At 43.3% G+C, this 23,846-nt stretch carries 18 protein-coding genes; 6 read left to right on the top strand and 12 right to left on the bottom strand.

Annotated elements, in window-relative coordinates:
- Positions 1–46: 46 nt before the first annotated feature.
- Positions 47–610 carry a GDYXXLXY domain-containing protein gene (locus TQ33_RS03485; protein WP_046560834.1) on the bottom strand — a complete coding sequence of 188 codons (564 nt, stop codon included), beginning with the start codon at positions 608–610 and terminating at the stop codon, positions 47–49.
- Positions 607–1,950 (bottom strand): DUF2157 domain-containing protein, encoded by a 1,344-nt coding sequence (locus TQ33_RS03480; RefSeq protein WP_046560833.1) that lies wholly within the window; start codon positions 1,948–1,950, stop codon positions 607–609. Before TQ33_RS03480 ends, TQ33_RS03485 begins: the two co-directional genes overlap by 4 nt.
- Positions 1,951–2,146: 196 nt before the next feature.
- On the opposite strand from TQ33_RS03480, the gene TQ33_RS03475 reads away from it, so the two are divergent.
- Positions 2,147–4,309 (top strand): TonB-dependent receptor, encoded by a 2,163-nt coding sequence (locus TQ33_RS03475; protein ID WP_046560832.1) that lies wholly within the window; start codon positions 2,147–2,149, stop codon positions 4,307–4,309.
- 80 nt (positions 4,310–4,389) lie between these two features.
- Here TQ33_RS03475 and sodB read toward each other — a convergent pair whose 3' ends face one another.
- Positions 4,390–4,971 (bottom strand): superoxide dismutase [Fe], encoded by a 582-nt coding sequence (gene sodB, locus TQ33_RS03470; RefSeq protein ID WP_046560831.1) that lies wholly within the window; start codon positions 4,969–4,971, stop codon positions 4,390–4,392.
- 189 nt (positions 4,972–5,160) lie between these two features.
- Here sodB and TQ33_RS03465 point away from each other — a divergent pair, with 189 nt between their 5' ends.
- Positions 5,161–5,781 carry a fused MFS/spermidine synthase gene (locus TQ33_RS03465; protein WP_046560830.1) on the top strand — a complete coding sequence of 207 codons (621 nt, stop codon included), beginning with the start codon at positions 5,161–5,163 and terminating at the stop codon, positions 5,779–5,781.
- Complete coding sequence (locus TQ33_RS03460; RefSeq protein WP_046560829.1) at positions 5,774–6,676, top strand: spermidine synthase; 903 nt, start codon at positions 5,774–5,776, stop codon at positions 6,674–6,676. The genes TQ33_RS03465 and TQ33_RS03460 overlap by 8 nt, the downstream gene beginning before the upstream one ends.
- Before the next feature lie 211 nt (positions 6,677–6,887).
- On the opposite strand, the gene TQ33_RS03455 is transcribed toward TQ33_RS03460, so the two are convergent.
- The 3 genes from TQ33_RS03455 to TQ33_RS03445 all read right to left on the bottom strand — a co-directional run bounded on the left by TQ33_RS03455 (position 6,888) and on the right by TQ33_RS03445 (position 9,443).
- Positions 6,888–8,063, bottom strand: coding sequence for a trans-sulfuration enzyme family protein (locus TQ33_RS03455; RefSeq protein WP_046560828.1), 1,176 nt, complete (start codon positions 8,061–8,063; stop codon positions 6,888–6,890).
- Between the two features lie 121 nt (positions 8,064–8,184).
- Positions 8,185–8,478 (bottom strand): hypothetical protein, encoded by a 294-nt coding sequence (locus TQ33_RS03450; RefSeq protein ID WP_046560827.1) that lies wholly within the window; start codon positions 8,476–8,478, stop codon positions 8,185–8,187.
- Positions 8,475–9,443 (bottom strand): PLP-dependent cysteine synthase family protein, encoded by a 969-nt coding sequence (locus tag TQ33_RS03445; RefSeq protein WP_046560826.1) that lies wholly within the window; start codon positions 9,441–9,443, stop codon positions 8,475–8,477. The genes TQ33_RS03450 and TQ33_RS03445 overlap by 4 nt, the downstream gene beginning before the upstream one ends.
- Positions 9,444–9,634: 191 nt before the next feature.
- Between TQ33_RS03445 and TQ33_RS03440 the strand changes: the two genes are divergently transcribed.
- A complete protein-coding gene (locus TQ33_RS03440) occupies positions 9,635–11,851 on the top strand; it encodes a thiamine pyrophosphate-dependent enzyme (protein WP_046560825.1) in 2,217 nt (738 codons plus the stop codon).
- Between the two features lie 38 nt (positions 11,852–11,889).
- On the opposite strand, the gene TQ33_RS11610 is transcribed toward TQ33_RS03440, so the two are convergent.
- The 3 genes from TQ33_RS11610 to TQ33_RS03425 all read right to left on the bottom strand — a co-directional run bounded on the left by TQ33_RS11610 (position 11,890) and on the right by TQ33_RS03425 (position 17,617).
- The gene (locus tag TQ33_RS11610; protein ID WP_052735180.1) at positions 11,890–13,911 is read right to left on the bottom strand and encodes a tetratricopeptide repeat protein; all 2,022 of its coding nucleotides are present in this window, start codon (positions 13,909–13,911) and stop codon (positions 11,890–11,892) included.
- 3 nt (positions 13,912–13,914) lie between these two features.
- Positions 13,915–15,912: a DUF3857 domain-containing transglutaminase family protein gene (locus tag TQ33_RS03430; RefSeq protein WP_046560824.1), complete on the bottom strand. Its 1,998-nt coding sequence runs from the start codon at positions 15,910–15,912 to the stop codon at positions 13,915–13,917.
- Between the two features lie 166 nt (positions 15,913–16,078).
- A complete protein-coding gene (locus TQ33_RS03425) occupies positions 16,079–17,617 on the bottom strand; it encodes an AbgT family transporter (protein WP_046560823.1) in 1,539 nt (512 codons plus the stop codon).
- Between the two features lie 180 nt (positions 17,618–17,797).
- On the opposite strand from TQ33_RS03425, the gene TQ33_RS03420 reads away from it, so the two are divergent.
- Positions 17,798–18,622, top strand: coding sequence for a M90 family metallopeptidase (locus TQ33_RS03420; RefSeq protein WP_046560822.1), 825 nt, complete (start codon positions 17,798–17,800; stop codon positions 18,620–18,622).
- On the opposite strand, the gene TQ33_RS03415 is transcribed toward TQ33_RS03420, so the two are convergent.
- Positions 18,623–19,810, bottom strand: coding sequence for a BaiN/RdsA family NAD(P)/FAD-dependent oxidoreductase (locus TQ33_RS03415; protein WP_046560821.1), 1,188 nt, complete (start codon positions 19,808–19,810; stop codon positions 18,623–18,625).
- A 90-nt stretch (positions 19,811–19,900) separates the two neighbouring features.
- On the opposite strand from TQ33_RS03415, the gene TQ33_RS03410 reads away from it, so the two are divergent.
- Entirely contained in the window at positions 19,901–20,797 is an 897-nt protein-coding gene (locus tag TQ33_RS03410; RefSeq protein WP_144405940.1) for a DMT family transporter, read from the top strand.
- Positions 20,798–20,821: 24 nt separating this feature from the next.
- Here TQ33_RS03410 and TQ33_RS03405 read toward each other — a convergent pair whose 3' ends face one another.
- Positions 20,822–22,720 (bottom strand): M14 family metallopeptidase, encoded by a 1,899-nt coding sequence (locus tag TQ33_RS03405; protein ID WP_046560820.1) that lies wholly within the window; start codon positions 22,718–22,720, stop codon positions 20,822–20,824.
- Positions 22,708–23,814: a hypothetical protein gene (locus TQ33_RS03400; protein WP_046560819.1), complete on the bottom strand. Its 1,107-nt coding sequence runs from the start codon at positions 23,812–23,814 to the stop codon at positions 22,708–22,710. Before TQ33_RS03400 ends, TQ33_RS03405 begins: the two co-directional genes overlap by 13 nt.
- Between the last annotated feature and the right edge of the window lie 32 nt (positions 23,815–23,846).

The raw sequence follows: 23,846 nt of genomic DNA, 5'->3' as shown, positions 1-23,846 counted from the left end.
TCATCAAGGCAGTGGCACCGCCACTGCTTTGATGCTTTTGACGAGATTATTGTTCCGGTTGAGAAGCTTTGCGTTCTAAATACTCTCGAACTGGCAACCCTTCAACATACAACTCCTTTAGCGTAGCTTTACCCTCTAGCACGCTAATTTCCGCATAAACATCCTCAACTTGTTCTCGACGCCATACGGCACGTTCAATATTTGGAGCCGTTTCTTCGGAGGCGTAATAACGGTCAAAGGGTAAGTCGATGTAATGGCCTCTATCCGTGCCACCCCAACTGACTTCAACTTCAATGTACTCTTGCCCACTTTCAGGTTCTTCGGAAACTAGTTGCGTAAAGGTTGCGTAGCCATCTTCATCCTCCGACAGCAATGCGTAGGCCCAGTCACCGCGTTGAAACACCTCTTTGGTCGGAATCGGGTTAGCGTCGACATTGTATGTCAGAGTGACATAGCGGCCACGAAAAGGATCGTAAGGGTCTATCGGTTGAGTTTTAAATTTATATACCGTGCCATGGCTTAGAATTTGATTCTGCTCAAAAATCATATAACCAGGAACCGACAGCTGCACGGCAAATAGTGTCAGTAGTAATACTTTTAGATGCTTCATACTTGGCTCCCCTTGGCGTCTTGCTTCTTTTTAAACCAAATATTGGTTCCGATAAAGGCGCTGCCTATAACAATAAATATGACGCCTTTAAACACAAACGGAATGTCGCTATCGAAGAACCTAAATAGCACTAATAAACTGAACCAAATTAAACCGCCATTCAGTAACATCAATCGATTTCGATTAATGCCTTGGAACATTAGAAGTACTGAACCAATCAAAATATACAGATTCGACGCGATGACAAAGACATTTTGATTTTGGTGGATAAAGAAGCCGGTTATTCCGAGTAACACAAAGGCAAAACTCGACAATGCCACCCAGTTTGATACTGACAGTGCCTTTCTGTTTCTTGCCATAAATAATGCCGTAAACAGAATCGATAGCGTGAACAACGCTAGAATGGCGTACTCGTTGAAACGCATTGAGGATTCCGCCTGCCACAAGTTCGACGGCAAGGTGCGACCATACCAAGTAAACATTAAACTGATGAAGCCAATAATTAGAATACCCATGCTCGCAGGAGCATTGGTCCAGAACTTTGTGTTTTCTAAACCGAACCACCAATTACCTAGCGCGTAAAATGCACAACCCAAGGCGAGTGTTATATAAATCCCCCAATGGTCGAGTGGCGACATGTAATAACTGCTGCCGTAAACCACAGAAATGGTGAGCCCGATTAAGGCAAACCACAATGACCAATGTAACAATAGCCTACTTTGCTGTTGATATAACTTATAAAGGTATGGCGCCAACGCAATATAGAACAACCAGTAAGGTTCACGCTCTAAACAGCAAAGCCATAAAATAATGCCACTAATGAGCATCAAGGTCGTGGCTGATCGCAATAAATAAATAATCGGCAAACTTAGCAGCAACCAAACCACCAAGAAGCTCTCCAGATCCCCATGGATATGGTAGGTTTGGCTAATCAGCGCAATGCTCGCAGCGACTGCAAACAATAACAGCACGGCACCAGATTCCCGCAAAGCCAACGAGGTTGGCTTATACTGAACTCCGTACCAACACAAGCCTTGGGCAAGCACCAGTGGCAAGAATGACAAAAAGGTTCGCAAACCTGTCCCGAAGTCTTCCCAGTTATGCGCCAATAACAGAATGATGCCGCCACCAATAAGTAAGGCACCCAAAGAAATTAATAGGATATTACTGAGCGCCAGACGTCTTGCATCAGCGTCCTCTTGGCTGGCATAGAGACTAAGGATAGAAGCTTGCGACTCGGATGAGATTAAGCCCTGCTCTTGCCAATCATTTGATTCGCGCTTCAGCCATTGAAGCTGTTCAGTAGTGACAGTTTTCTTGTTCTGATCGTGCTGTGTCATTCAACCTCCTGTGTTTAGCAAACTATAGCACACTAATTTTTATATTATATATCCTTGTTTTTGCTTAAAAACCTTGTGGTTGCACCACCCATTAAAAATTAACGGTAATGCGAATCATTATTATTTACATGCAGCTATATCAAGAGTAGAATGTGCCCCCTATTCGAAGTCATTAAAAACAATAGGGTAATGAACAATGAACAACCGTTTAGGATTCAGCCTTGCGGCTGTAGCGCTGAGCGTTTCCGTAGGCTTGCAAGCAAACCAAACCACAACAGCAGACGACACCATCGTCGTCGTCGGTTCTAGAACACCGACTAAGATCAGCGACATTCCCGGTTCAGTCTGGGTTATCGATCGCGCAGGTATCGAGCAGCAATTAGAAACAGGTGCTGATTTGAAAACGATGCTGGGTAAATTAGTACCCGGCTTAGACTTAGCGCCTCAGGGCCGTACTAACTATGGTCAAAACCTTCGAGGCCGTAGTGTTCAAGTCTTAATCGACGGCATTTCTCTGAATAACTCTCGTGGACTCTCACGTCAGTTCGACTCTATCGATCCCTTTAACGTTGAGCGTATCGAAGTCATTTCTGGCGCCAGCAGCCTCTACGGTGGCGGCGCAACTGGCGGTATTATTAATATCATCACCAAGAAAGGCTCCAGCGATGGCGTGGTCATGACGACTCAGCTTGGCGCTTCAAGCAGCTTCAACGGTAGTGATGACTTGAGCAAACGAATCAAGCATTCAATCAGCGATGGTAACGAAGACGTTAAGGCCTACTTGGGCTTAGCTTATGAGGAAAACGGTCGATTTTATGATGGCAACGGCGATGAAATATTCCCTGACATCACACAAACGGACTTACAAGATAACCGCACCGTCGATATTTTAGGTAGCGTTGATATTAAATTGTCCGATGAGCAGTCATTAGAACTAGGCGCACAAATCTACCGTTCAAACTACACGGGTGACCGCGGTCTTTATTTCCCTAACATTGATGCAGTACCAGTCGGTAGCTTAGCCGACGCAGAAATTCGTGATGGCTTCCGCTCCGACCGCTCACCAGCAACGGATCGCGAAATGCTAAACCTACAATATCACCACGGCGACTTGTTAGGACAAGATTTCTACTTGCAAGCATTCCACCGCAATGAAGAATCAAGCTTTAGCGCCTTCCCTCGCCCACGTATTCTGCCATCAGAAGGTCGTTACGCCATTGAGTTCGGCACTTCAAAACAAAACACGCAGCTTTCAGGCATGAAAGCCTTATTTGATACTCATATTAGTAACTCTACGCATATCACTTATGGCTTGGACTTCGATCATGAAAAATTTGATGCGGATCAAATGTTCTTTGATCAAGCGACGACCGATGCAACAGGTGGTTTAGTTCAAAATGAATCACGTACTGAACCTCGCTACCCAAGCTATGAAGTCGAAGGCTTGTCAGCTTTTATCCAAGCCGACTGGGCTCTTAATGACTACTGGAAGTTGGCGGCAGGCTTACGCCAACAGAACATGGACGTCACCGTTCAGGACTTCGACAAATTCAGCTATGATCCTGTTGGCCAGCGAGATAGCGTATTAATCCCAGGCGGAAGCAATGATTATGACGCCAGTTTATTCAACGCCAGCATCATGTATAACGCTGGGAGCCATCAAAGCTGGTTTCGCTTCAGCCAAGGCTTTGAACTACCTGACCCTGCAAAATACTACGGCAAAAGCCCTGATGTGAACGTGAATGACAATCCGTTAAGCGCTGTAGAAACCGATCAAGCCGAGTTTGGATGGCGCTTCTCTGGCGACAGCTGGCAGGCGCAAAGTTCAATTTACTACTCATGGTCTGACAAAGCAGTGAGTAACGACAGCAATTTAAATGTCGTTGTGGTTGACAATAAAACTCGCGATTATGGTTTTGAAGGTGCTCTCACCAAGTTCTTTGATAAAGGCTTCGAGACAGGTGCAACGGTTCACTGGGTTCGCTCAGAGGAAGAAGATGATAGTGGCGACTGGTTAAAACGTGATGTACGTTATGCCTCACTATCGTCTGCTACCGCTTTCTTAGGCTGGACTAACTACTATTATACGGCTCGTTTACAAGCAAACCATGCATTTGATGCCGAAGATGCTTCAGACCGTGAAATCGATGGTTACACGACTTTGGACTTAGCCCTAAGCGCAGAAACCTCAGCGGGCAAGTTCAGCTTTGGTATTACTAACTTACTGGATAAACAATATTCAACCGTTTGGGGGCAACGCGCCACAGCCTTCTACTCACCAGCTTACGGTCCTGAGTACTTGTTTAACTTCCAAGGACGTGGTCGTACTTACACAGTAAACTGGACAACGACTTATTAAGTTTTCGTTTCTTTCAGACACAAAAAAGCCCAGCAAATGCTGGGCTTTTAATTGGAACGTCTTAGACAAGTTGTCTTGGGTTATGCAAAGTTTTTCTCTGCAAAGTCCCAGTTCACTAATTCCCAGAAGTTCTTCAAGTACTCTGGGCGAGCGTTACGGTAGTCTACGTAGTAAGCGTGCTCCCACACGTCTACAGTAAGTAGAGGTGTAACGCCTGCATCAGTGATTGGCGTGTCAGCGTTGCTTGTATTTACGATTTCAAGTGAACCTGAAGCGTTTTTCACTAACCAAGTCCAACCTGAGCCAAAGTTACCCGCAGCACTAGCAGTGAATTTTTCTTTAAAGTCTGCGAATGAACCAAAAGCAGCGTTAATGGCATCAGCGACAGAACCTGAAGGCTCGCCACCGCCATTAGGGCTTAAGCTGTTCCAGTAGAAAGTGTGGTTCCAAACTTGTGCAGCATTGTTGAACACACCACCTTCAGAAGTACGGATGATGTCTTCTAGCGACTTACCTTCGAAGTCAGTACCTTCAATCATCTTGTTCAAGTTAGTGACATAAGCGTTGTGGTGCTTGCCGTAGTGATAATTGATGGTTTCTTCCGAGATATGCGGTGCTAATGCATCACGTCCATAAGGTAATTCTGGTAGTTCAATTGCCATGTTAATCTCCTGATTAATTCACGCTATAAATATAAAGTCCCCATTCTACCACGTTCATTTTATCGACCCAATAGAATATAAGCATCAGAATATTAAGGATTTATATATTACAGGGGCTTTTCACAAACTTTGACATTTATACGCATTCGCTTATTATCAGGTGAACTAATAAATTCTATAACTCAATCTATGAATACACTTGTCTTAATCTGCGCTTTTATTATGGGCTTCTCCATCATGACCGTGGAGCTACTTGGTGGCAAAATTCTGTCGCCCTACTTCGGCGGTAGCGTCTATGTCTGGGGCAGTATCATCACGGTATTTATGCTTGCATTGTCGATTGGCTACCTTGTAGGCGGCAAACTGTCCTTAAAAGAGCCTAACACCCGCAAATATGGTGTGATATTTATAGCAGCATCCTTAACGACCTTGCCACTAGATATTTGGCACTCAGAACTATCGGACTGGGTGTTTATGCAGATAGAAGACCCTCGTTACGGCTCTTTAGTTACCTCAGTCATCTTATTCTTAATACCAACGACTATTATGGGGATGGTCGCTCCTTATTCCGTGCGTTTGTTAGTGGCCAATGCTGAAAGTAGCGGTCAGACCGCTGGATTCCTCTACTTCGTATCCACTCTAGGTAGTGCGCTCGGTACCATTATGACCTCTTTTTATCTCGTGCTATGGTTTGAACTAGATTCGATTTTGTATGGTGTAACCATCGTCTTAGCGGTTGTTGGGTTAATTGCTATGCTATTCCCGAAACCTCTTCCCAAAGCTGAAAAAGCGGAGCTGATTAATGAATAAACTCATATTGACTCTTTTAAGTGCGGGCTTAGTGGCCTTATCTATTGCGCCAATGGACAGCGAAGCGAAAATCGTCGAAGAAGAGCGCTCCTTGTATCAAAACGTTTATATCGTCAAAGAAGTTGGCCTCACTTGCATGCGTTTCCGCAAGAAAAGCCATAACGACCTGAGCCAATCCTGTATTTACGACGAAAAGCCGAAAGACTTGGTGTTTGATTATTACAAACTCGCCATGGGCGCTACTTTCTTCTTAGATGATCCGAAAGATATGTTAGTGATCGGTCTAGGTGGCGGCGTACTGGTCAATCGCTACAAAGAGGTTTACCCCAACGCCAACATCGTTTCGGTTGAAATCGATGAGGTTGTTGCTGAAATGGCAAAAAAATACTTTGATTACACCGATGATGGCGAACAGTACGAAACTCATGTCCGCGATGGTCGAGTCTTTGTGAAGCGAGCGCTGCGTAAAGACAGACGTTTTGACTTTATCCTGCTCGATGCTTTCAACAGCGACTATATCCCTGAGCACATGATGACTAAAGAGTACTTAGAAGAAGTTAAGGGCTTACTCAAGCCTGGCGGCATTATCATGGCCAATACTTTTAGCTCAAGCGCCCTATTCCACCACGAATCGGAAACCTATCATCAAGTATTTGGTGACTTGTACCAGATCCACTTTGAAGACGAAAAGACTAACCGCGTTATCGTGGTCAGCAATCAAGCATTGCCAGAGAAAAAAGACCTGTTACAAAAAGCAAACCATTATAAACCCTTACTCTCGGAGTACGGCGTCGATACGCTAAAAGTCTTCGATGCGATTAGCGATGAAATCAACTGGAACACTGATGCTAAGATCCTAACCGACCAGTACTCGCCAGCGAACTTATTGAAATAAGCTGCTCACCATTAAAGTCTTGTATAACGCAAAGGTACAAAAAAGGCGCCTAATCAGCGCCTTTCTTGTCTTATTTTTCCAAACCTTTTCTTATTGAAATAAGTGTTTTTATTTCTAGGCGAGGCGTAGCAAAGTTTTAATTAACGAGTTTACATAAAGTAAATGAGGCCAATTAATACCTTTGCTACAACAACGCATAGGGATAAAAAGACTATTTCTTTAGAGCTTGGTCCAGATCTTCAAGAATATCATCAATATCCTCAACGCCCACTGACAAACGAACCAAGTTATCCAAAATTCCAATTTCTTGGCGGATCTCATACGGTACAGCAGCGTGGGTCATGATCGCTGGGTGGTTCGATAAGCTTTCAATACCACCCAAGCTCTCTGCCAGAGTAAAGACTTTTAGTTTCTTCATAAACTCATGCGAGTTCTTAGCCGCTTCTTCTTCCGTATCGCCCTTTACCAACACTGACACCATACCGCTAAAGCCTTTCATTTGGCTTTTGGCTAATTCATGCTGTGGGTGAGACTCCAAACCTGGGTAATAAACTTTGTCGATTTGTGGGTGGTTGCTTAGGAACTCAGCCACTTTTTGACCGTTTTCGTTATGCTGGCGCATACGTAGAGCTAGTGTTTTCAAGCCACGAAGCGCTAAATAGCTGTCGAATGGGCCTTGAATCGCGCCTGCTGAGTTATGCAAGAACGCCATTTGCTCACGCAATTCGTCATTATCACCAACGACTGCAACACCACCAACGATGTCCGAATGACCGTTTAGGTATTTAGTCGCTGAGTGCATCACAATATCGAAACCAAAGTCTAAAGGTGTTTGGTTAAACGGTGTGGCGAAGGTGTTGTCCGCAACAGCGATTAAATTGTGCTTCTTAGCGAAGTCAGCAATCGCTTTCATATCAACCACTTTCAACATTGGGTTTGTCGGACTTTCGACCCAAATCATCTTAGTGTTTGGTTTAAGCGCCTTCTCAAGATTGCTTAAGTCAGACAAGTTTTCAAAGCTGAACTCTAGATTCGCCGTACGTTTACGGACTTTATCGAATAAACGGAATGTACCGCCATATAAGTCATCCATCGCGATAACGTGCGAGCCCGCATCAAGTAGCTCAAGGATGGTGCTGGTCGCCGCCATGCCAGAAGCAAACGCATAACCCTGCTTACCGTTTTCTAAATCAGCGATACAACGCTCATACGCCATACGCGTTGGATTCTGGCTACGCGAATACTCATACCCTGTGTGTTCACCTGGAGATGGCTGAGCGTAGGTTGAGGTAGTAAAGATTGGTGGCATGACCGCGCCTGTAATTGGCTCCGGCTCTTGACCAGCATGGATCACACGGCTGGCAAACTTAAATTTTTTGTCTGACATATAATACCTATTGGTTATATCGTTTAGCTCGTTTTAGCTTGAGAATGACTAGATGCATATAACATCTAGTCATTAAAGCAAATTTCAAGGGTAGGATGAGCTTATTTCACTAAATACGACGTTAAAAATCAGGACGATTCTTTTTGGCGAGCTCTTTTTGATACTGCTTGACCTGTCTAAACAAGCTAAACACCTGTTTATGGAAAGGAATCATCAGCAAAACTCCGATACCCATGATAATCCAAGGGTAATGTGGCCAGCTGAAATGCTCGACTAGAACACCTGAGTTCTTTTCGTTGATTAAGTAGATTTCGTAACCCGCAAACACTACTAACGCCATCCCAACAATATCTAATAATAACAGCCACATAGAGATGTTAGCCGTTGGTGGCGTTAATTGTTTATCCTGACTCATGATAGAAAGCCCTGCTCTTTCATCCACTCATCGTTGTACATTTTCGACAAGTAGCGATTGCCCGTATCACAAATCAGTGTCACAACATTTTTAGGTTCAGTTTGGTCTTGGCAATACTTCAGTGCCGCAGCTACTAAAGTCCCTGTCGAAGAACCACCCATCACGGATTCTTTTAACATCAATTCGCGCGCGGTGTTTAAAGACTCTTTGTCAGTCACGGTATAAGCTTTTGTAAACAAGCTCATGTCACAAATATCAGGAATAAAGTCTTCACCAATTCCTTCAATAACCCAGCTACCCGCTTCGATCATTTCACCCGTTTCATGATAGTGGGTTAAAATTGAACCCTCTGGATCGGCTAATACGATATCAATATCAGGGTTCTGCTCTTTTAAGAAACGACCAACGCCAGTTACCGTACCACCAGAGCCAACACCTAGAACCACCGCGTCAATCTTACCGTCTAACTGCTCCCACATTTCTGGAGCTGTGGTCATGTAGTGTGCTGCAATATTCGACGAGTTCGAGAATTGGTTAATGAAGTACCAGCCATTCTCTTCCGACAAACGCTTCGCAACATCTTGGTAATACTCAGGGTGACCTTTACCAACGTCTGAACGCGTACGCATCACCTCGGCACCAAAAGCACGTAGGTTATATTCTTTTTCCATGCTCATTTTATCTGGCATGACGATTTTTAGTTTATAACCCTTCTGCGAGGCAACCATGGCTAGGCCTAGGCCTGTGTTACCCGCCGTCGCTTCAATTAAGGTGTCGCCAGGCTTTATCCAGCCTTCTTTCTCAGCCGTCTCAATCATCGTGATAGCGATACGATCTTTAATCGAAGCGCCTGGGTTTTGCGACTCAAGCTTACCAAACAACTGACACTTACCCGTGTCCATTTTCTGTAGCTTAATCATTGGCGTGTTGCCAACCATCTCAAGAATATTGTTATAAACTTTCATACCGTTCCGATATAACCTAACCTTATATAATGTTGGCGCTACTTTAACACATTCGCGGTTTCAATGAACCTACTCGGGGTTAATGTTTGTAAAGGCTGCGCTATCTGCTCCAACCAGTTGTGCTTGGAGTGACATCCTTATATCCATAAAGCATACTAATCCCCAACTTAGAATCACATAAAAATATTACAATGCTCGACCGTGCCAGTGTCATCGATCAGAACTTCCTAATCGCACTCAAAACCGCAAAATTCCCAAGTAAACTCAGCAACATATCGGCCAGCATCACCCAGCTTTCGCCGCAAGAGTTTGTGCAGTTATTTGAGTCACAATTGATTAGTCGCCACCTCGATTTACGGGCAAGAATCCTTAAGGATCAAGGCATTGGCTTTTATACGATTGGCAGTAGTGGGCACGAAGGTAACGCAGTGTTAGGACGAGCCTTTAGGCACGATGACATGGCCTTTCTTCACTACCGCTCTGGTGCGCTTATGGCTGAGCGCTCGCGTAAAGTTCACAATATTGACCCTATCAAGGACCAAATCTTATCCTTAGTCGCAGCAAAAGATGATCCTATTTCACAGGGCCGCCATAAGGTGTTTGGTTCGGCAAAGTTATTTGTGCCACCACAAACCAGCACCATCGCATCACACTTACCCAAAGCAATGGGCGCGGCTTGGTCTTTGGGACGTGCACATAGGACAGGCTTTCAATCGAGCGTGCCTAGCGATGGTGTTATCTTATGCAACTTTGGTGATGCCAGCTTTAACCACGCTACCTCACAGTCAGCCTTCAATGCGGCTCAATACTTAGCTTATAAAGGCGAGCCTTTACCCTTAGTCTATATTTGTGAAGATAATGGCATTGGTATTTCTGTATCAACTCCTGATAATTGGATCGAAAATAACGTCAAAAACCGCGAAAGTATCGAGTATATTCAGTGTAATGGCTTACACCTTCCCGATGCCTACCTAGCCGCACAAGAAGCGGAAGAAATTGCCCGTTATGAGCGCCGTCCCGTGTTTTTACATATGAAGACTGTGCGCCTGATGGGTCATGCAGGTAATGACACGGAGAGCATGTATCACACCGTTGAGCACATCGAAGCAACCGAAGCACAAGATCCTTTACTTCACTCCGCTCGTTTGTGTATCGAAGCTGGTTATTTATCAACGGATGATATTTTGACTCTGTATGAAAATACTCGTCAGAAAGTAGAAAAGACGGCGGAAGAAGCCATCAAACTGCCGAAACTTTCTAGCGCTGAAGAAGTGTGTGCATCAGTTGCGCCAGAACGTCCAAGAAAAGACAAACCGGCATTACCGACCATCAGCAAGCGTCATGAACTCTTTGATATTGGCCGCCAGTTCAAATTTTTAGACAAGCCCAGAAGTATGGCACAACTCATCAATTACGCTCTAACTGATCTGATGGCGCAATACCCAAACATCATCATGTTTGGTGAAGATGTGGGGAAAAAAGGTGGTGTTTATAGCGTATCCACCAACTTACAAAAACGGTTTAGCGAAGATCGTGTGTTTGACACCATGCTGGACGAAACTAGCATTTTAGGCAACGCAATTGGTGCCGCTCACCTTGGCTACTTGCCGATTCCAGAGATCCAGTTCCTCGCTTATACGCACAATGCGGTTGACCAAATCCGTGGTGAAGCTTCTACCTTATCCTTCTTCTCAAATAACCAGTTTACCAACCCGATGGTGATTCGTATCGCTGGCTTAGCCTACCAAAAAGGCTTTGGTGGTCACTTCCACAACGATAACTCCATTGCGTTCTTACGAGAAATCCCAGGCGTGATACTAGCCTGTCCTTCTCACGGTCAAGATGCAGCCAAAATGTTACGCGAAGCCGTTCGACTTGCTGACGAGCAAAAACGCGTAGTGATCTTCTTGGAGCCTATCGCGCTGTATCATGCCAAAGACTTACATGAAACTGGTGATAATGGATGGCTTGGTGTTTACCCAGAGCCGGATGAAGTGGTTAACTTTGGCGAGCCTGCCTTATATCCAAATGCAGGCAAAAAGCCAAGCAAGACCTTAATCATTAGTTACGGCAACGGCCTCTACTTATCTCAACAAGCGCAGAAAATCTTAAACGACAAATACAAAACAGCCGTTGATGTGATGGACATTCGATGGCTATCACCGCTGAATCATAAAGGGATAGCTGATATCGCGAAAAACTACCAAAACGTTTTGGTCGTCGATGAATGTCGTAAAACAGGTTCTTTGAGCGAGGAATTAATTACGGGACTAGTTGAAAACTTAGACAAAACACCAACAATCAAACGAATCACTGGCCACGATACCTTTATTCCAATCGGCACCTCTTGGGAGTTTGTATTACCTAGTAAAGAGGATATTGTAAAAGCGATTAAGGAGCTGATGTAAACAGCTCCTTTCCTTGAGAAGCTCGGGGCACTTATAAGTTAATCAGACTGACCTTTCAATAAATTAAAACGCCTGATGGCTGCTGCAGAATGCCCCTTAGCCTGAGCTTTTAAATACCACTCCATCGCAGTTTTGATATCTTTCGGCACACCCAAACCTTCCTCGTATGACATACCTAAATTATACATAGCATACATTTCTCCTTTTTCTGCCGCCAACAAGAATAACTGATTAGCTTTTTTATAATTTTGTTCAAAGTACTCACCTTCCTTGTACATTAAAGCCAATTCGTTATTAGCCGAAGCGTGTCCATTTTCAGCAGCTTTTTCTAGCCACTCAACAGCAAGTGAATAGTTTTTTTCTACACCACGACCTTTAAGTAGCATATAGCCATAATTGAACATCCCTAAGGCATGACCTTGTTCAGCAGCTAAGCTATAGAACTCAACCGCTGTTTCTAAATCCTTCTCGACACCTATCCCTTTTTCATAATTATAACCAAGCCTTACTATCGCAGGCAGGTGCCCCTGTTTAACGGCCATATTAAGCCAGCGATTAGAATCCACAAAACTCTGACTAATAATTTTTCCATTATCATAGGCTTTTGCTAAATCATATTGGGCAACTACGAGCCCTTTTTTTGCTGCTTGTTCTAAATACTGGAATGACTTAGTTTTATCACTAGCTTGAAGGTACCTAGATAGGATAAAGTCAGCTTTAGGGTGGTGCTGTAGCTTTGCTTGATTAAGTAACTCAAAAAACTCTTCTTCTACATCTTCCCACTTCGCAGAATCATCCATTGCAAGAAGTGAGCCTTTGAGAATTAAAGCTTCTGCATAATCTAAGTTAGCAGCCAACTCAAGATACTTTTGTGCTTTAACCTCTTCATTTTTATCTGTGAAGTAATTGTATAGGTAAAAAGCACTTTTGCCGCTTCCAGCTGAAGCCGCTCTTTTAAACGCTTCAACTCTTTCCTCCTCTGACAAACCGTAAATAACAGTTATTAATGCCATTTCAGCTAATGTCAGCTCTTCTCCCATAAGTACCACAGACTTCTGTTCTAACTGCTTAGCAACCTTGATATCTATATCGGTATTAATTCCATGCTTAAAAATCACAGAAAGTCTGGCAAAAGCAGTGGCTAGGCCAGCCTCTGAGGCTGAAATCAGCTGATCAATCGCATCGTCTGTGTCATACCCTTCTATTTTTTCGCCAATGATCAGCTTGTCAGCTAACATTTGTTGGGCCATTGAGTTGCCAGCATTTACTGAGCTCAGTAAGCGCTCCACAGCTATGTCATTCTTTTGTGACCACAAGACACGAGCTGTTCCCAAATCGAATGCAGAATTTGTTTCTCTCAACTCCTCGAATGCTCGAATAGGCAAATAATCTAGTGAATAAATATCAACTGGCTCTTCAGCGGCCAAGTACAAAACATCTAGAGCATCCCACAGATTAAAGTGAAACCGCCTCTGTTTACCAGTGTCTTCAGAGTTTGCTACAAGAACGTATGAGAACATAGAGCCAGATGCATAGGGCTGAATGTAATACTCAACGACCTCATACCCAAGCGCTTGTACAAGATCCGTTGGCTCACCAAAAGCTGAAACATCTACCGCACTATAGTAATTTTTTGCATCGCCTTTGCTAAAATAACCGAGAACCAAGTAGTCAATAAGCTTTTCATGAAACTCGATTGCAGTACTATCGTTAGACCTTTGCGCGCAGTCAGCCGCCAGTTGATGTACACGAATAGAGAGAGGTAACGCCTTTAATCTACTTACGAAGTCCACTGACTCACAGGCAACTTTGCCACTGTATATATCACTTTCCAGTTTCACAAAGTTATTAAATGCATTGCCATTATCAAGAAAGTAACTTGAGTTTAAGTAACTCTCAAACAACTTATCAAAAGGTACTGAGCTTGACTCGACAAGCAGCTGATTAAATGCTTTGGTATAGACTTCATCGTTTTGCACTTGAGGATCTATCGGCTCAAGTGTTTTACAAGAACATAGTGCCAAAAGAGCGACAGCTAGTAAAAATGTAATATTTTTCATTTATTATCCCTTTATAAGATTCTGAAGGCGTTTTTTCCGTTGTTGTTTTTGCTGGGATTTATTCGCAGGAAATACCAACCTATAGTTAAGGTTGTTTTGCAACTCCAGTAACGACTCGTAATAACTAGGAAGCTTTTCTACATCGACTTCTTTATCATGAACTTTATAATCAAAGTTTAAATCCATAGAATTCTTTTGAATAGCAACGCTTCTTTTAAAACTAAAGTCTTCGTGACTAATTTTTTTGGTATCTTTTTCTGTATCTAAAGTAAAAGTGTTAGGCAGCTCAACTTTTATATGGTGAGTCACGTCTTTTGGAAAGGGGATTGCCAAAGCAGCTTTGCGCTCTGGTCTTTCAGGATAATATATATGATTTTTCATTTCGTAAGAAGAAAAGTCTGAATAGTAATGGTTTGAGCCGAAGCTCCATAAACTCGGAACTAAGTAAGACTCTTTAATTATAATCACATTCAGGTTTTCATCATCACTAATGTCAATTCCTTCATTTATTTTCAAGGTCGGGTATATTTTCTTATAAAAATTATAATAATTATCTTGAATTACGCTTTCGCTATTGACCTTATACCAGCTTCGAATTCTATCAGCCTCAACGCCATAGTAAGTAGAAGATATTAAGTAACTCGCAGGCTCCGACATACTGCTTACCTTAAATTGCTCTTCAATATGGATTTTATGGTCATAACTATGCTGCGGTATTTCTACAATACCCTGCTCTAATTCCGAGTCGATGATGAGTACTTTCTCAAAAGGCAAAAGACTTATGGAATTTAAGCTACCTCTTTGAGCTGACTTAGTGGGGTCCACAAAGTAATACTTATCGTCATACTTTATACCAACAATGACATGATCAAATACGCCAGGGCTTGGCAACATCTGTTCAAAGCCACTATTTAAATCCGTCGACACTAAAGCAGGGTACGCAGTCACCCCCAACTCTTTAAGTAACGCAACCAGCATTACTGTTTTATCTTTACAGTCTCCGTATTTTCTATCAAAAACGGTATTAGGATGATGTGGTTTATGAGAATTAACTCCAAGCTCAATACCGAAATAACGGATATCATCCTGTACATACTGAATAGCCGCTGTTACTTGAGACTCTAAATCATCTGGGAACGTCTGTTTCCAACCATCAGCGATACTGAGCAAGGAACTATTTAGTTGAAACTTATCTTGGTAATGTGGGAGCGCCCATTCAACAACCTCCTCCCATGAGTCAAACTCACTACCTTGGATGTAGGGAAAATACAGTATTCTATTAGGGATTCCATCTAACGACTTTTTGGTGGCTACGTTGTCAACTGATAAGCTATAGTGATACCTTCCACCCTGCTTTTCTGTCTTAAGCTTTTCAGGGTAAGCCGTTGTTTTAATTTGCAGTGACTTGTCAGAAACTGCTTTCACAAAAAGCTTTTCAATCGGCGATGACCAGCCTAAGTTTTGTCTAAAAAATGTTTTCCCCTCAAAAATTGGGTTTTGACCTTTTATGGTATAAGAAAAGTCTACGATATCATCTACTTGTAATCCTTTTATTTGTGTAGAAGCCGTTGCTTTACCTGTCAACATCAAGCTTTCTTCAGTATCCTCACTTTGAGCTACGGTGATATCCTTCAAAGTCAATCGGTTTACAATATTTCCATTTCGGATCACATTAACATGGTGTACCTCTAGCTCTTGAAAGCTAGGGTTATAATTAATAATAACTTGCGAGTTATCTACCAGTGCTTCTTTTTGGTCTATCGAATAGACCAATCTAAAGTAATCTTGGGATTCGCTACCAAAATCTAGCTGCCGCTCAAGCAAATAATAAGTGACACCATAATTACCATTCTGGTTAGTTTTTTTAGGGATTTCTTGCTGTGTCACCCAGTTCGGAGTTGGTTGAATCGAATAAGTCTTATCGAGTTCTATCGGCTCTTCAGCAAAAACGTTAGCGCCAAAAAATACCCATAGTATTATTATTTTATATAATCCATTCATTGTTTTATTTTATTAATTTTCAAAGTACAGATATTACCAAGGCTTAAAACGGATAACAACTTGCCTAGGAAATCGGTCAAACAATCAAAGTCTGTGGACCATATAAAAATAAAAAAGGAGCTCGAAAGCTCCTTTTTTTATTTAAGCGATATGACTCTAATGGCGATTATCCGAAGGTATAGCTAGATTGAACACCTAATGGGATACCCAGCCCCCAGTACGCCAACAAGAACAAACTCCAGCCGATTAGGAAGGCAATTGAGAACGGTAACATCATCGCAATCAAGGTCCCAATTCCTGTGTCTTTAACGTACTTCTGACAATAAACCACGACTAATGGGAAGTAAGGCATTAATGGTGTAATGATGTTTGAACTTGAGTCACCCACACGGTACGCGGCCTGCGTTAAGTCTGGAGAAATACCCAGCTGCATTAGCATCGGTACGAAAATTGGAGCGAGCAGCGCCCACTTTGCCGATGAAGAACCTACAAACAGATTCACAAAAGCGGTCAAGAAGATAATACCGACGATAGTGACACCACTCGGAAGCGATAAGGCTTTTAGTACCTGAGCGCCTTCAATCGCCAATAAAGCACCAAGATTGGACTGAGCAAATGCTGAAATAAATAAAGCACAGAAGAATGCCATGACAACGTAATACGCCATGCCACCCATCGCTTTAGTCATCGCATCAATCATGTCTTTAGACTTTTTGAACGTGCCCGAAGCGAAGCCGTATATCGCGCCAGGAATCCAGAACAGCAAGAAAATTAGTGGAACGATTGATTGCATCAAAGGAGCACTGAAGTTAGTCAGTGAGCCCTCATGGCTTAGCGGAGAATCATCAATTAACGATGCCCAAGCTAATAGTCCAAGACCAGCGATCATCACTGTTGTTGCTATAATGAAAGAGCGCTTCTCTTCTTTTGTAACGATATCGAACTCTGGTAAATCATCCGTTTCACCATCAACTTTCGTTTTTTGTAGGCGTGGCTCAATGATTTTGTCAGTAATATACCAACCGACTAATATAATGAATACGCTGGAAATCGAGGTGAAGAAGTAGTTATTTAACGGGTTTACCTGCATGCCTTCTTCAATAATCTGAGCAGAGCTTTGAGTAAAGCTTTGTAATAGTGGATCAATACCAGAAGGGATAAAGTTTGCGCTGAAACCACCACTGACGCCCGCAAATGCCGCCGCAATACCCGCTAAAGGGTGACGCCCCATGGCGTAGAAAATCACACCAGCCAATGGAATAACTAACACATAACCTGCGTCAGTTGCCGTGTGGCTAACAATACCCACAAGGATAATCATTGGGGTTAATAGTGCTTTTGGTGTGCGCTTTAACATCAATTTAATGCCGGTATTAATATAACCAGAGTGTTCAGCGACACCAACACCTAACATAGCCACTAACACCACTCCTAGAGGCGCAAAGCCGGTAAAGGTTTTGACCATGGTCGATAAGAAGTTGGCCAGCGAGTCACCCGTTAGCAGGTTTTTGATGACAATGGGGTCACCAGTTCTTGGATCGATCGCTGAAAAATCAACGCCTGAGAAAAGCCAAGATAAAATCCAAATCGTGATCATCGCCACTAAGAATATAATGGCTGGATCAGGAAGCTTGTTACCAACGCGCTCAATGCCGTTCAAAAAACGAGCTATAGCACCTGTTGGTTGCGCATTATCGTTATTCATTTATTATCCCCAAAATATGTAAACCTGATTTATACCCTAATTGGCTTAGTATCTTCAAGTATTAAGCCGATATTAGCCTTGTAGGGCTTAAAACCATCCACTCTGTTAAACCTGCCGCTATCTTGAAAAAAATCATTTAAGCCCAATAACCTTAAGTATTACAACTTGATAGAGCGAACCATGGTCCCTTTATACATATTTTTGGTGTTATGTGCAGGCTTAATCGCATGGATTGCGACATCAAGTTTCCGTCGCCGTAAAAAAAGACAAGAGATAGCCAACCAGCCCTTCCCTAAAGAGTGGCGCCAGATCTTGCGAAAAAATCTCAGCTTCTTCTACAAGATGCCAGCAGATCTCCAGTTACAACTAAAGAATAAAATGAAGATCTTTCTGTCTGAAAAGCAGTTCACTGGACATCAAGGGCAGGACATAACGGATGAAGTGCGGGTGACTATAGCGGCCCAAGCTTGTTTATTATTGTTAAACCGCAATACGGACTTTTATCCCTTCTTGCAGACTATAGCCGTTTATCCTGCGGCATTTATCACTAATAGAGCCATGCAAGATACTTCAGGAGTTCATCAGCGCGACTCTCGAGTCATACTCGGTGAGTCATGGAACCGAGGCAAGGTCATCTTATCTTGGAAAGACTCTGCCAGCGGTGGCGCAGACTTTGAAGACGGTCATAACTTAGTGATTCACGAGTTTGCCCACCAGCTTGATGGCGAGTCTGGCACAACCAATGGCGCTCCACCGCTGGGCAAGTCTCAGAGTTATGACAAATGGTCACAAGTATTATCATCAGAGTTTGAACAACTACGCCAGCAAGCCCAGCGTGGTGAATCGACTCTGATCGATCAATACGGCGCGACCAATCCTGCCGAATTTTTTGCCGTTTCTAGCGAGGTGTTCTTCGAGCGACCTGAAGAATTGAAGGGAAAACACCCAGCTCTATATCACGAGCTCCAGCAGTTTTATAGCGTCGATCCTGCAAGTTGGTCATGATTATAATTCTTGCCCACAAGCGTGGCCTGAAGCCCACGCCCATTGGAAGTTAAAGCCTCCCAAATGACCAGTTACATCAAGCACTTCACCAATAAAGTACAAACCAGGTACTTTTTTGGATTCGAATGTTTTTGAAGACACCTCATCCGTGTCGACACCGCCCAAAGTCACCTCGGCAGTACGGTAACCTTCCGTTCCTGTGGGCTTTAGTTGCCAAGATTGGCATTGAGTAGCAACCGTCTGTAAAGCATCGTTGGACAGCTCTGCTAGCGGCTTGTCTTTCATCTCTGAAAACCAAAGATCTGCGAGCCTATCTGCTAACTTCTTAGTCAGGGTCTCTGCTAGGATGGTATTAATATGACTTTTGGGGCGTTCCTTTTGCTGTAGTTTTAAATGCTCATAGAGATCAATATCAGGAAACAAATTAATTTCAACGGTATCACCCGGCCGCCAGTAAGAAGAAATTTGTAGAATTGATGGCCCACTCAGTCCTCGATGAGTAAACAAAATGTTTTCTCTAAAGTGGGTACCATTACAACTGACCGAAGCATCCGCAGACGTTCCAGACAACCCTTCAAACTGCTCTAGAAGATTAGGCGTTAGAGTAAAAGGCACCAATCCAGCGGTTGTGTCTAGCGTCTTGAGACCAAACTGGCGAGCAATATCATAACCGAAGCCAGTCGCCCCCATAGTTGGTATAGAAAGCCCCCCTGTCGCGATGACCAACGAGCTACATGTCCACTTTCCTTGGTTAGTACTTAATAAAAACCCACTTCCCTGTCGTTCTACTTTCTCTACCGAGCAATGAGTCCTGACTTCAGAATTAACCGCTTCACATTCCACCAGTAGCATATTCACAATATCTTTTGCTTTGTTATCACAAAATAGCTGCCCAAGTTTCTTCTCGTGGTAAGGAATACCATGCTTTTCAACCAAGCCAATAAAGTCCCATTGAGTAAAGCGACTTAGTGCAGACTTACAAAAATGTTCGTTGCCCGAAAGAAAGTTTGTTGGCTCGGTATAGTAGTTGGTAAAGTTACAACGACCACCACCTGACATTAGAATCTTTTTGCCGACTTTGTTGGCATGATCAAGCACAGCCACGGATTTGCCGCGACTTCCAGCGCTAATGGCACACATAAGCCCAGCAGCGCCTGCACCAATAATAATAACGTCTCTTTCTTGCATACCGACCAACTTAAAAGCAACTCAAAATAATCGAGCAGAATTCTACCATCTATGGCATCATCTGCACATTAAAAGCATCTGAGTCGGTTTATGAAGTTGTTAATGTCTACGGGCGTGTTGTACGCGCTGTGTGTTTTAATCTGGGGAAGTACTTGGTTTGCTATTGAGTACCAACTGGATGGAGTAGCGCACGAATACTCGACTTTCTATCGTTTCGCCTTAGCGGCTCTACTTTTATGGCTTTATTGCTTAGTTAAGAAGCTTCCGCTCAAATTTAACCTACTTCAGCACTTGTGGTTAGTCTTATTGGGCGTTTGCATGTTCAGCTTAAATTATATGTTGTTGTACCATGCACAAGAGTACCTTAGCTCCGCCATGGCTTCGGTGATATTTTCCTCCGTCTTAATCGTCAATATCATCAACTCAAGGATTTTCTTTAAAACACCGATTACTCTCAGGCTGGCAATAGGCTCTACCTTAGGCTTGATTGGCATGGTCTTTATATTTTGGGATGAACTGAATAACTTTAGTTTAGAAAACACAGCGATTTTGGGACTAACGTTGGCAATACTTGGCGTCCTCGCTGCCTCAATTGGTAACCTGGTCTCTGTGCAGACACAAAAATACGATTTACCGGTGATCCAGATGAATACCTACGGTATGGCTTATGGTGCCATATTTAGCTTGCTTGTAGGCTTGGCTCAGGGTAAAGAAATCACCTATAACCTATCAGCGTCTTATAACATCAGCTTGGTTTATTTGGCGCTATTTGGCTCAGTATTTGCGTTTGGCTGCTACCTAACCTTACTCCGACGAATTGGCGTCCATAAAGCATCTTATGCCGTGGTATTGTTCCCAGCGGTAGCTTTGATTATTTCGACATTATTTGAAGGGTTTCAATGGACCTGGACGGTCGCAACAGGCATCGCTTTAATTGCTTTAGGAAACGTTTTCGTTATTAATCGCAAGGATCTTAGGAAGCCCTAAAATCCTTGCAAGTGCTTCATCACATTAATGAGAGCTTGGATTAAAGCGTCTTAAACCGCACAAACCCAGTAGTACTAGTAATGCCCAAGGGACACTTCCTCCACCGCCACCGCTAGACTGCGGCTCGGATAGAGTTAAGTTCTGATTCGAAACTTTTATATTATAAGAAGAATCAGTACCACCAGTAATACCGGACTGACCGCTTGAGCTTTCATAATTAGTCCAAGCCCCCCCGCTCCAATCAACAGCTGTGGCAGGGTTGGCATCTAATTCTAATCCAGCCAAGTCTTGCACTGAGATGTTGATACTCATGTCCGTAGTGCCGGTATTGGTGCTGACAGGGATATCCGTTGGTAATGTAAAGTCTACTTTGAAAGCATCGTCATGATATTGTGAAAAAGTAAATCCATCCACGTCCTGGTTCAGCCAACTGCTATTAGTGGTGTTGATTGAACGTGTAAAGTTGCCACTTCCGCCATTACCGGTAATGGTTACGGTTGGCGATAAGCTGACTGACTGCCCCGTGTATTGAGCAATATTTCCAGCCGTGTTTCTAACTCGCATGGGCTTGTTAAAGCTGACATACAAGCTATAGCTTTCACCGCCTTCGAGGGTGTTGTTGGTCGCGACATTCAAGCTTCTAGATGTCCCACCGCTCCAAGTAGCCGAATAGACATCATTGCCCTCACTATTAACCAACCGAACTTCTTTGACGTGAGCAGGTCCAGCTTGATGATAGAACATTAAAATTTGCGCAGGAGCCAGCTGATTACGAGTGCGATTAATTTCACTATCCGGCATAATGAAACCAGAGTGACTCGCCCCTGTGCCACCATAAAAAGCACCGCCATTAGGTTCGCCGGAGAAACCCTGAGGAGGTTCTATTTCAAGCGTCCAAGTTGGAATAAGGTCGGTAAAGGCAAAGTAATCAGCGGTCGTCGGAATGCCGCTACCAACCTGATCGATCACAGGAAAATAATTTGCACCCTGGGCTTGGGTAGTAGACTGGAATTTTGCAGCCAAACTGTTAGTGATAGTGTTTCTTCGGCTATTATTTGGCTGTGGCACGAATAACACTCTCGAGAAAGAATGGGTATCCTGATAAAAACGTAATCGGTTCCTTGGCCCTAACTGAGCCGCCGCCAATAACGCTTGAGTTTCAGGTTCAGACTGGGCCGACACACCACCATAAATCAAACTGTCTGGATCGCTATTGCCCGGTTGAACACCAAAGAAAGCTGTACCGTTACGATTTAAATCAACACCTCTTAAGCGGTCGCCTTCTGTCGATAAAACCTCGTCAACATTTGGCATATTTTTACGTCGCATACGTCCATCTCGTGGCTGAGAAAATTTTTGACCCGGTGTTGATCCTGCATTAGTGCCTGGCGACTGAGTTACTTGTGTTGGGAAACGCTGAGTCTGTAAAAAACCATCAATATTCATAACCGGCAGGATAATGATATTGGTGTTATCTAATAAATATTCCACCACACTTTGGTCGTCTTTTTTCTCGGTTAACTGCTCCATCAGTTCGGTAACCACTTCAGGACTCTGCCACTCTCGGGCATGAATCGTGCCGTTAATTAGAAACGCAGGTTCTGTAAGACCATCATTGGTTTGATTATCGCTGTCGCCAAAACGATAGACATAAATATCGCGGTTATTGTGCGTTTGCCCGATGACACTACTCCGCACTTCAGCATGGGTGATAGCCAAGGACTGATGTTGGCTATGTAAACTATCGTAAGCTCTGAAACCATCGACAGCTGTTAACGAGTCCACGGGAATCGGCACAGGGTAGCCTATGGCTAATTGATTATTAGAGTTAGTGTTTTCGGTGTAATTCAATACTTCTGCAGAAGCCACTCCGGACATGAAAACTAGCGCAGAAGTCACCATGCATGCTGTTAATTTAACCATGTGTACACCTCTACTTTCATATCTTCAAACTGTAAATAACCCTTATCAAGAATATCTTGTAGCGCAGCTTTGGATTCTGCAGTATCTGCCAGTTTTAACACCAATAAACTATTAGCAGTGGCGGCTCTAGACTTTTGATGGGCCTTTACATGGTTTATCACTCGGGCATAGTCAGGACTCGTTTCCAATAGTCGCGCAATAGATAAAGCACTGCTAGCGCCAAGTTTTGGGTCAGCCAGTTTTGTATATAACAGGTCAGCATCAAGGATGCTAAGTGGTAACTGCCCATACTTAATTAATGCTTGAGAGGCAAGCTCTGACTCATTGGCGATAAGCTGTTTGAGTAGCACTTCTTGTTCACGTTCACTAAAGTAATTACCTAAGTTCTCAAGGAAGTGATGTTTCAGTGGAGACTTTTGTTTAGAAGTTAATAGTGCTTCTGCTGCAGAGTAATTATGTGTTGCTTCAACTAAAGCTTTCAACAAGACAAGACTGCTTTCACTATCAATATGTTTATACTGGTCTACCAGTAAATTCGTCATGGTTGAAGAAATTGATGCTGAAGAAACTTCACCATCAGCTTTCGGTACACTACCTTCTAATAGCAGTTTCGCAGCTTGAGTATTGGCTGGAGTTGCTGTACTCATTCTAGCAAATGATGCGGGGTCAGCGTTTAATAGAGGGGATAATTCTTTTTGCTGATGATAGACATCCGCCATAAATAATTTATGTTTGGCTAAAGAAGCCACATCGAACACAGGCACCGCAATCGGCCCTTCTGGATGGCGTTGAAATGCAGTCGCTTTGTGCCGAGAGGCTTGGTTTAAAAAGCTTATTTCTTCATCAGATAAACCTCTTACGGCCATCGCTTTAACCTTGATATATAACTGATACTCCTGTGCCAACGAGTTTGTAGCTGTGCTTTTATGAGCTTCTATATCTTGACTCTTAATAGCCGTAATATCGCTCTCGCTGTAAACTTGGTCCGAAGGAACCTCTGACATTAATAGTGGCCCTCGCTCTACCGCTTGAGAGCTTTTGAAAGCCACTAGACCTAACGCTACATATAACGCGGTCATTGTTATGTTTTTCATACCTACACCTCACCCCAGCCGTTACACCAACA

It is taken from the genome of Kangiella geojedonensis (assembly GCF_000981765.1).
GTDB classification, from domain to species: Bacteria; Pseudomonadota; Gammaproteobacteria; order Enterobacterales; family Kangiellaceae; genus Kangiella; species Kangiella geojedonensis.
The sequence above is the reverse complement of the archived record's forward strand: the minus strand, read 5'-3'. Positions and strand labels throughout refer to the sequence as shown.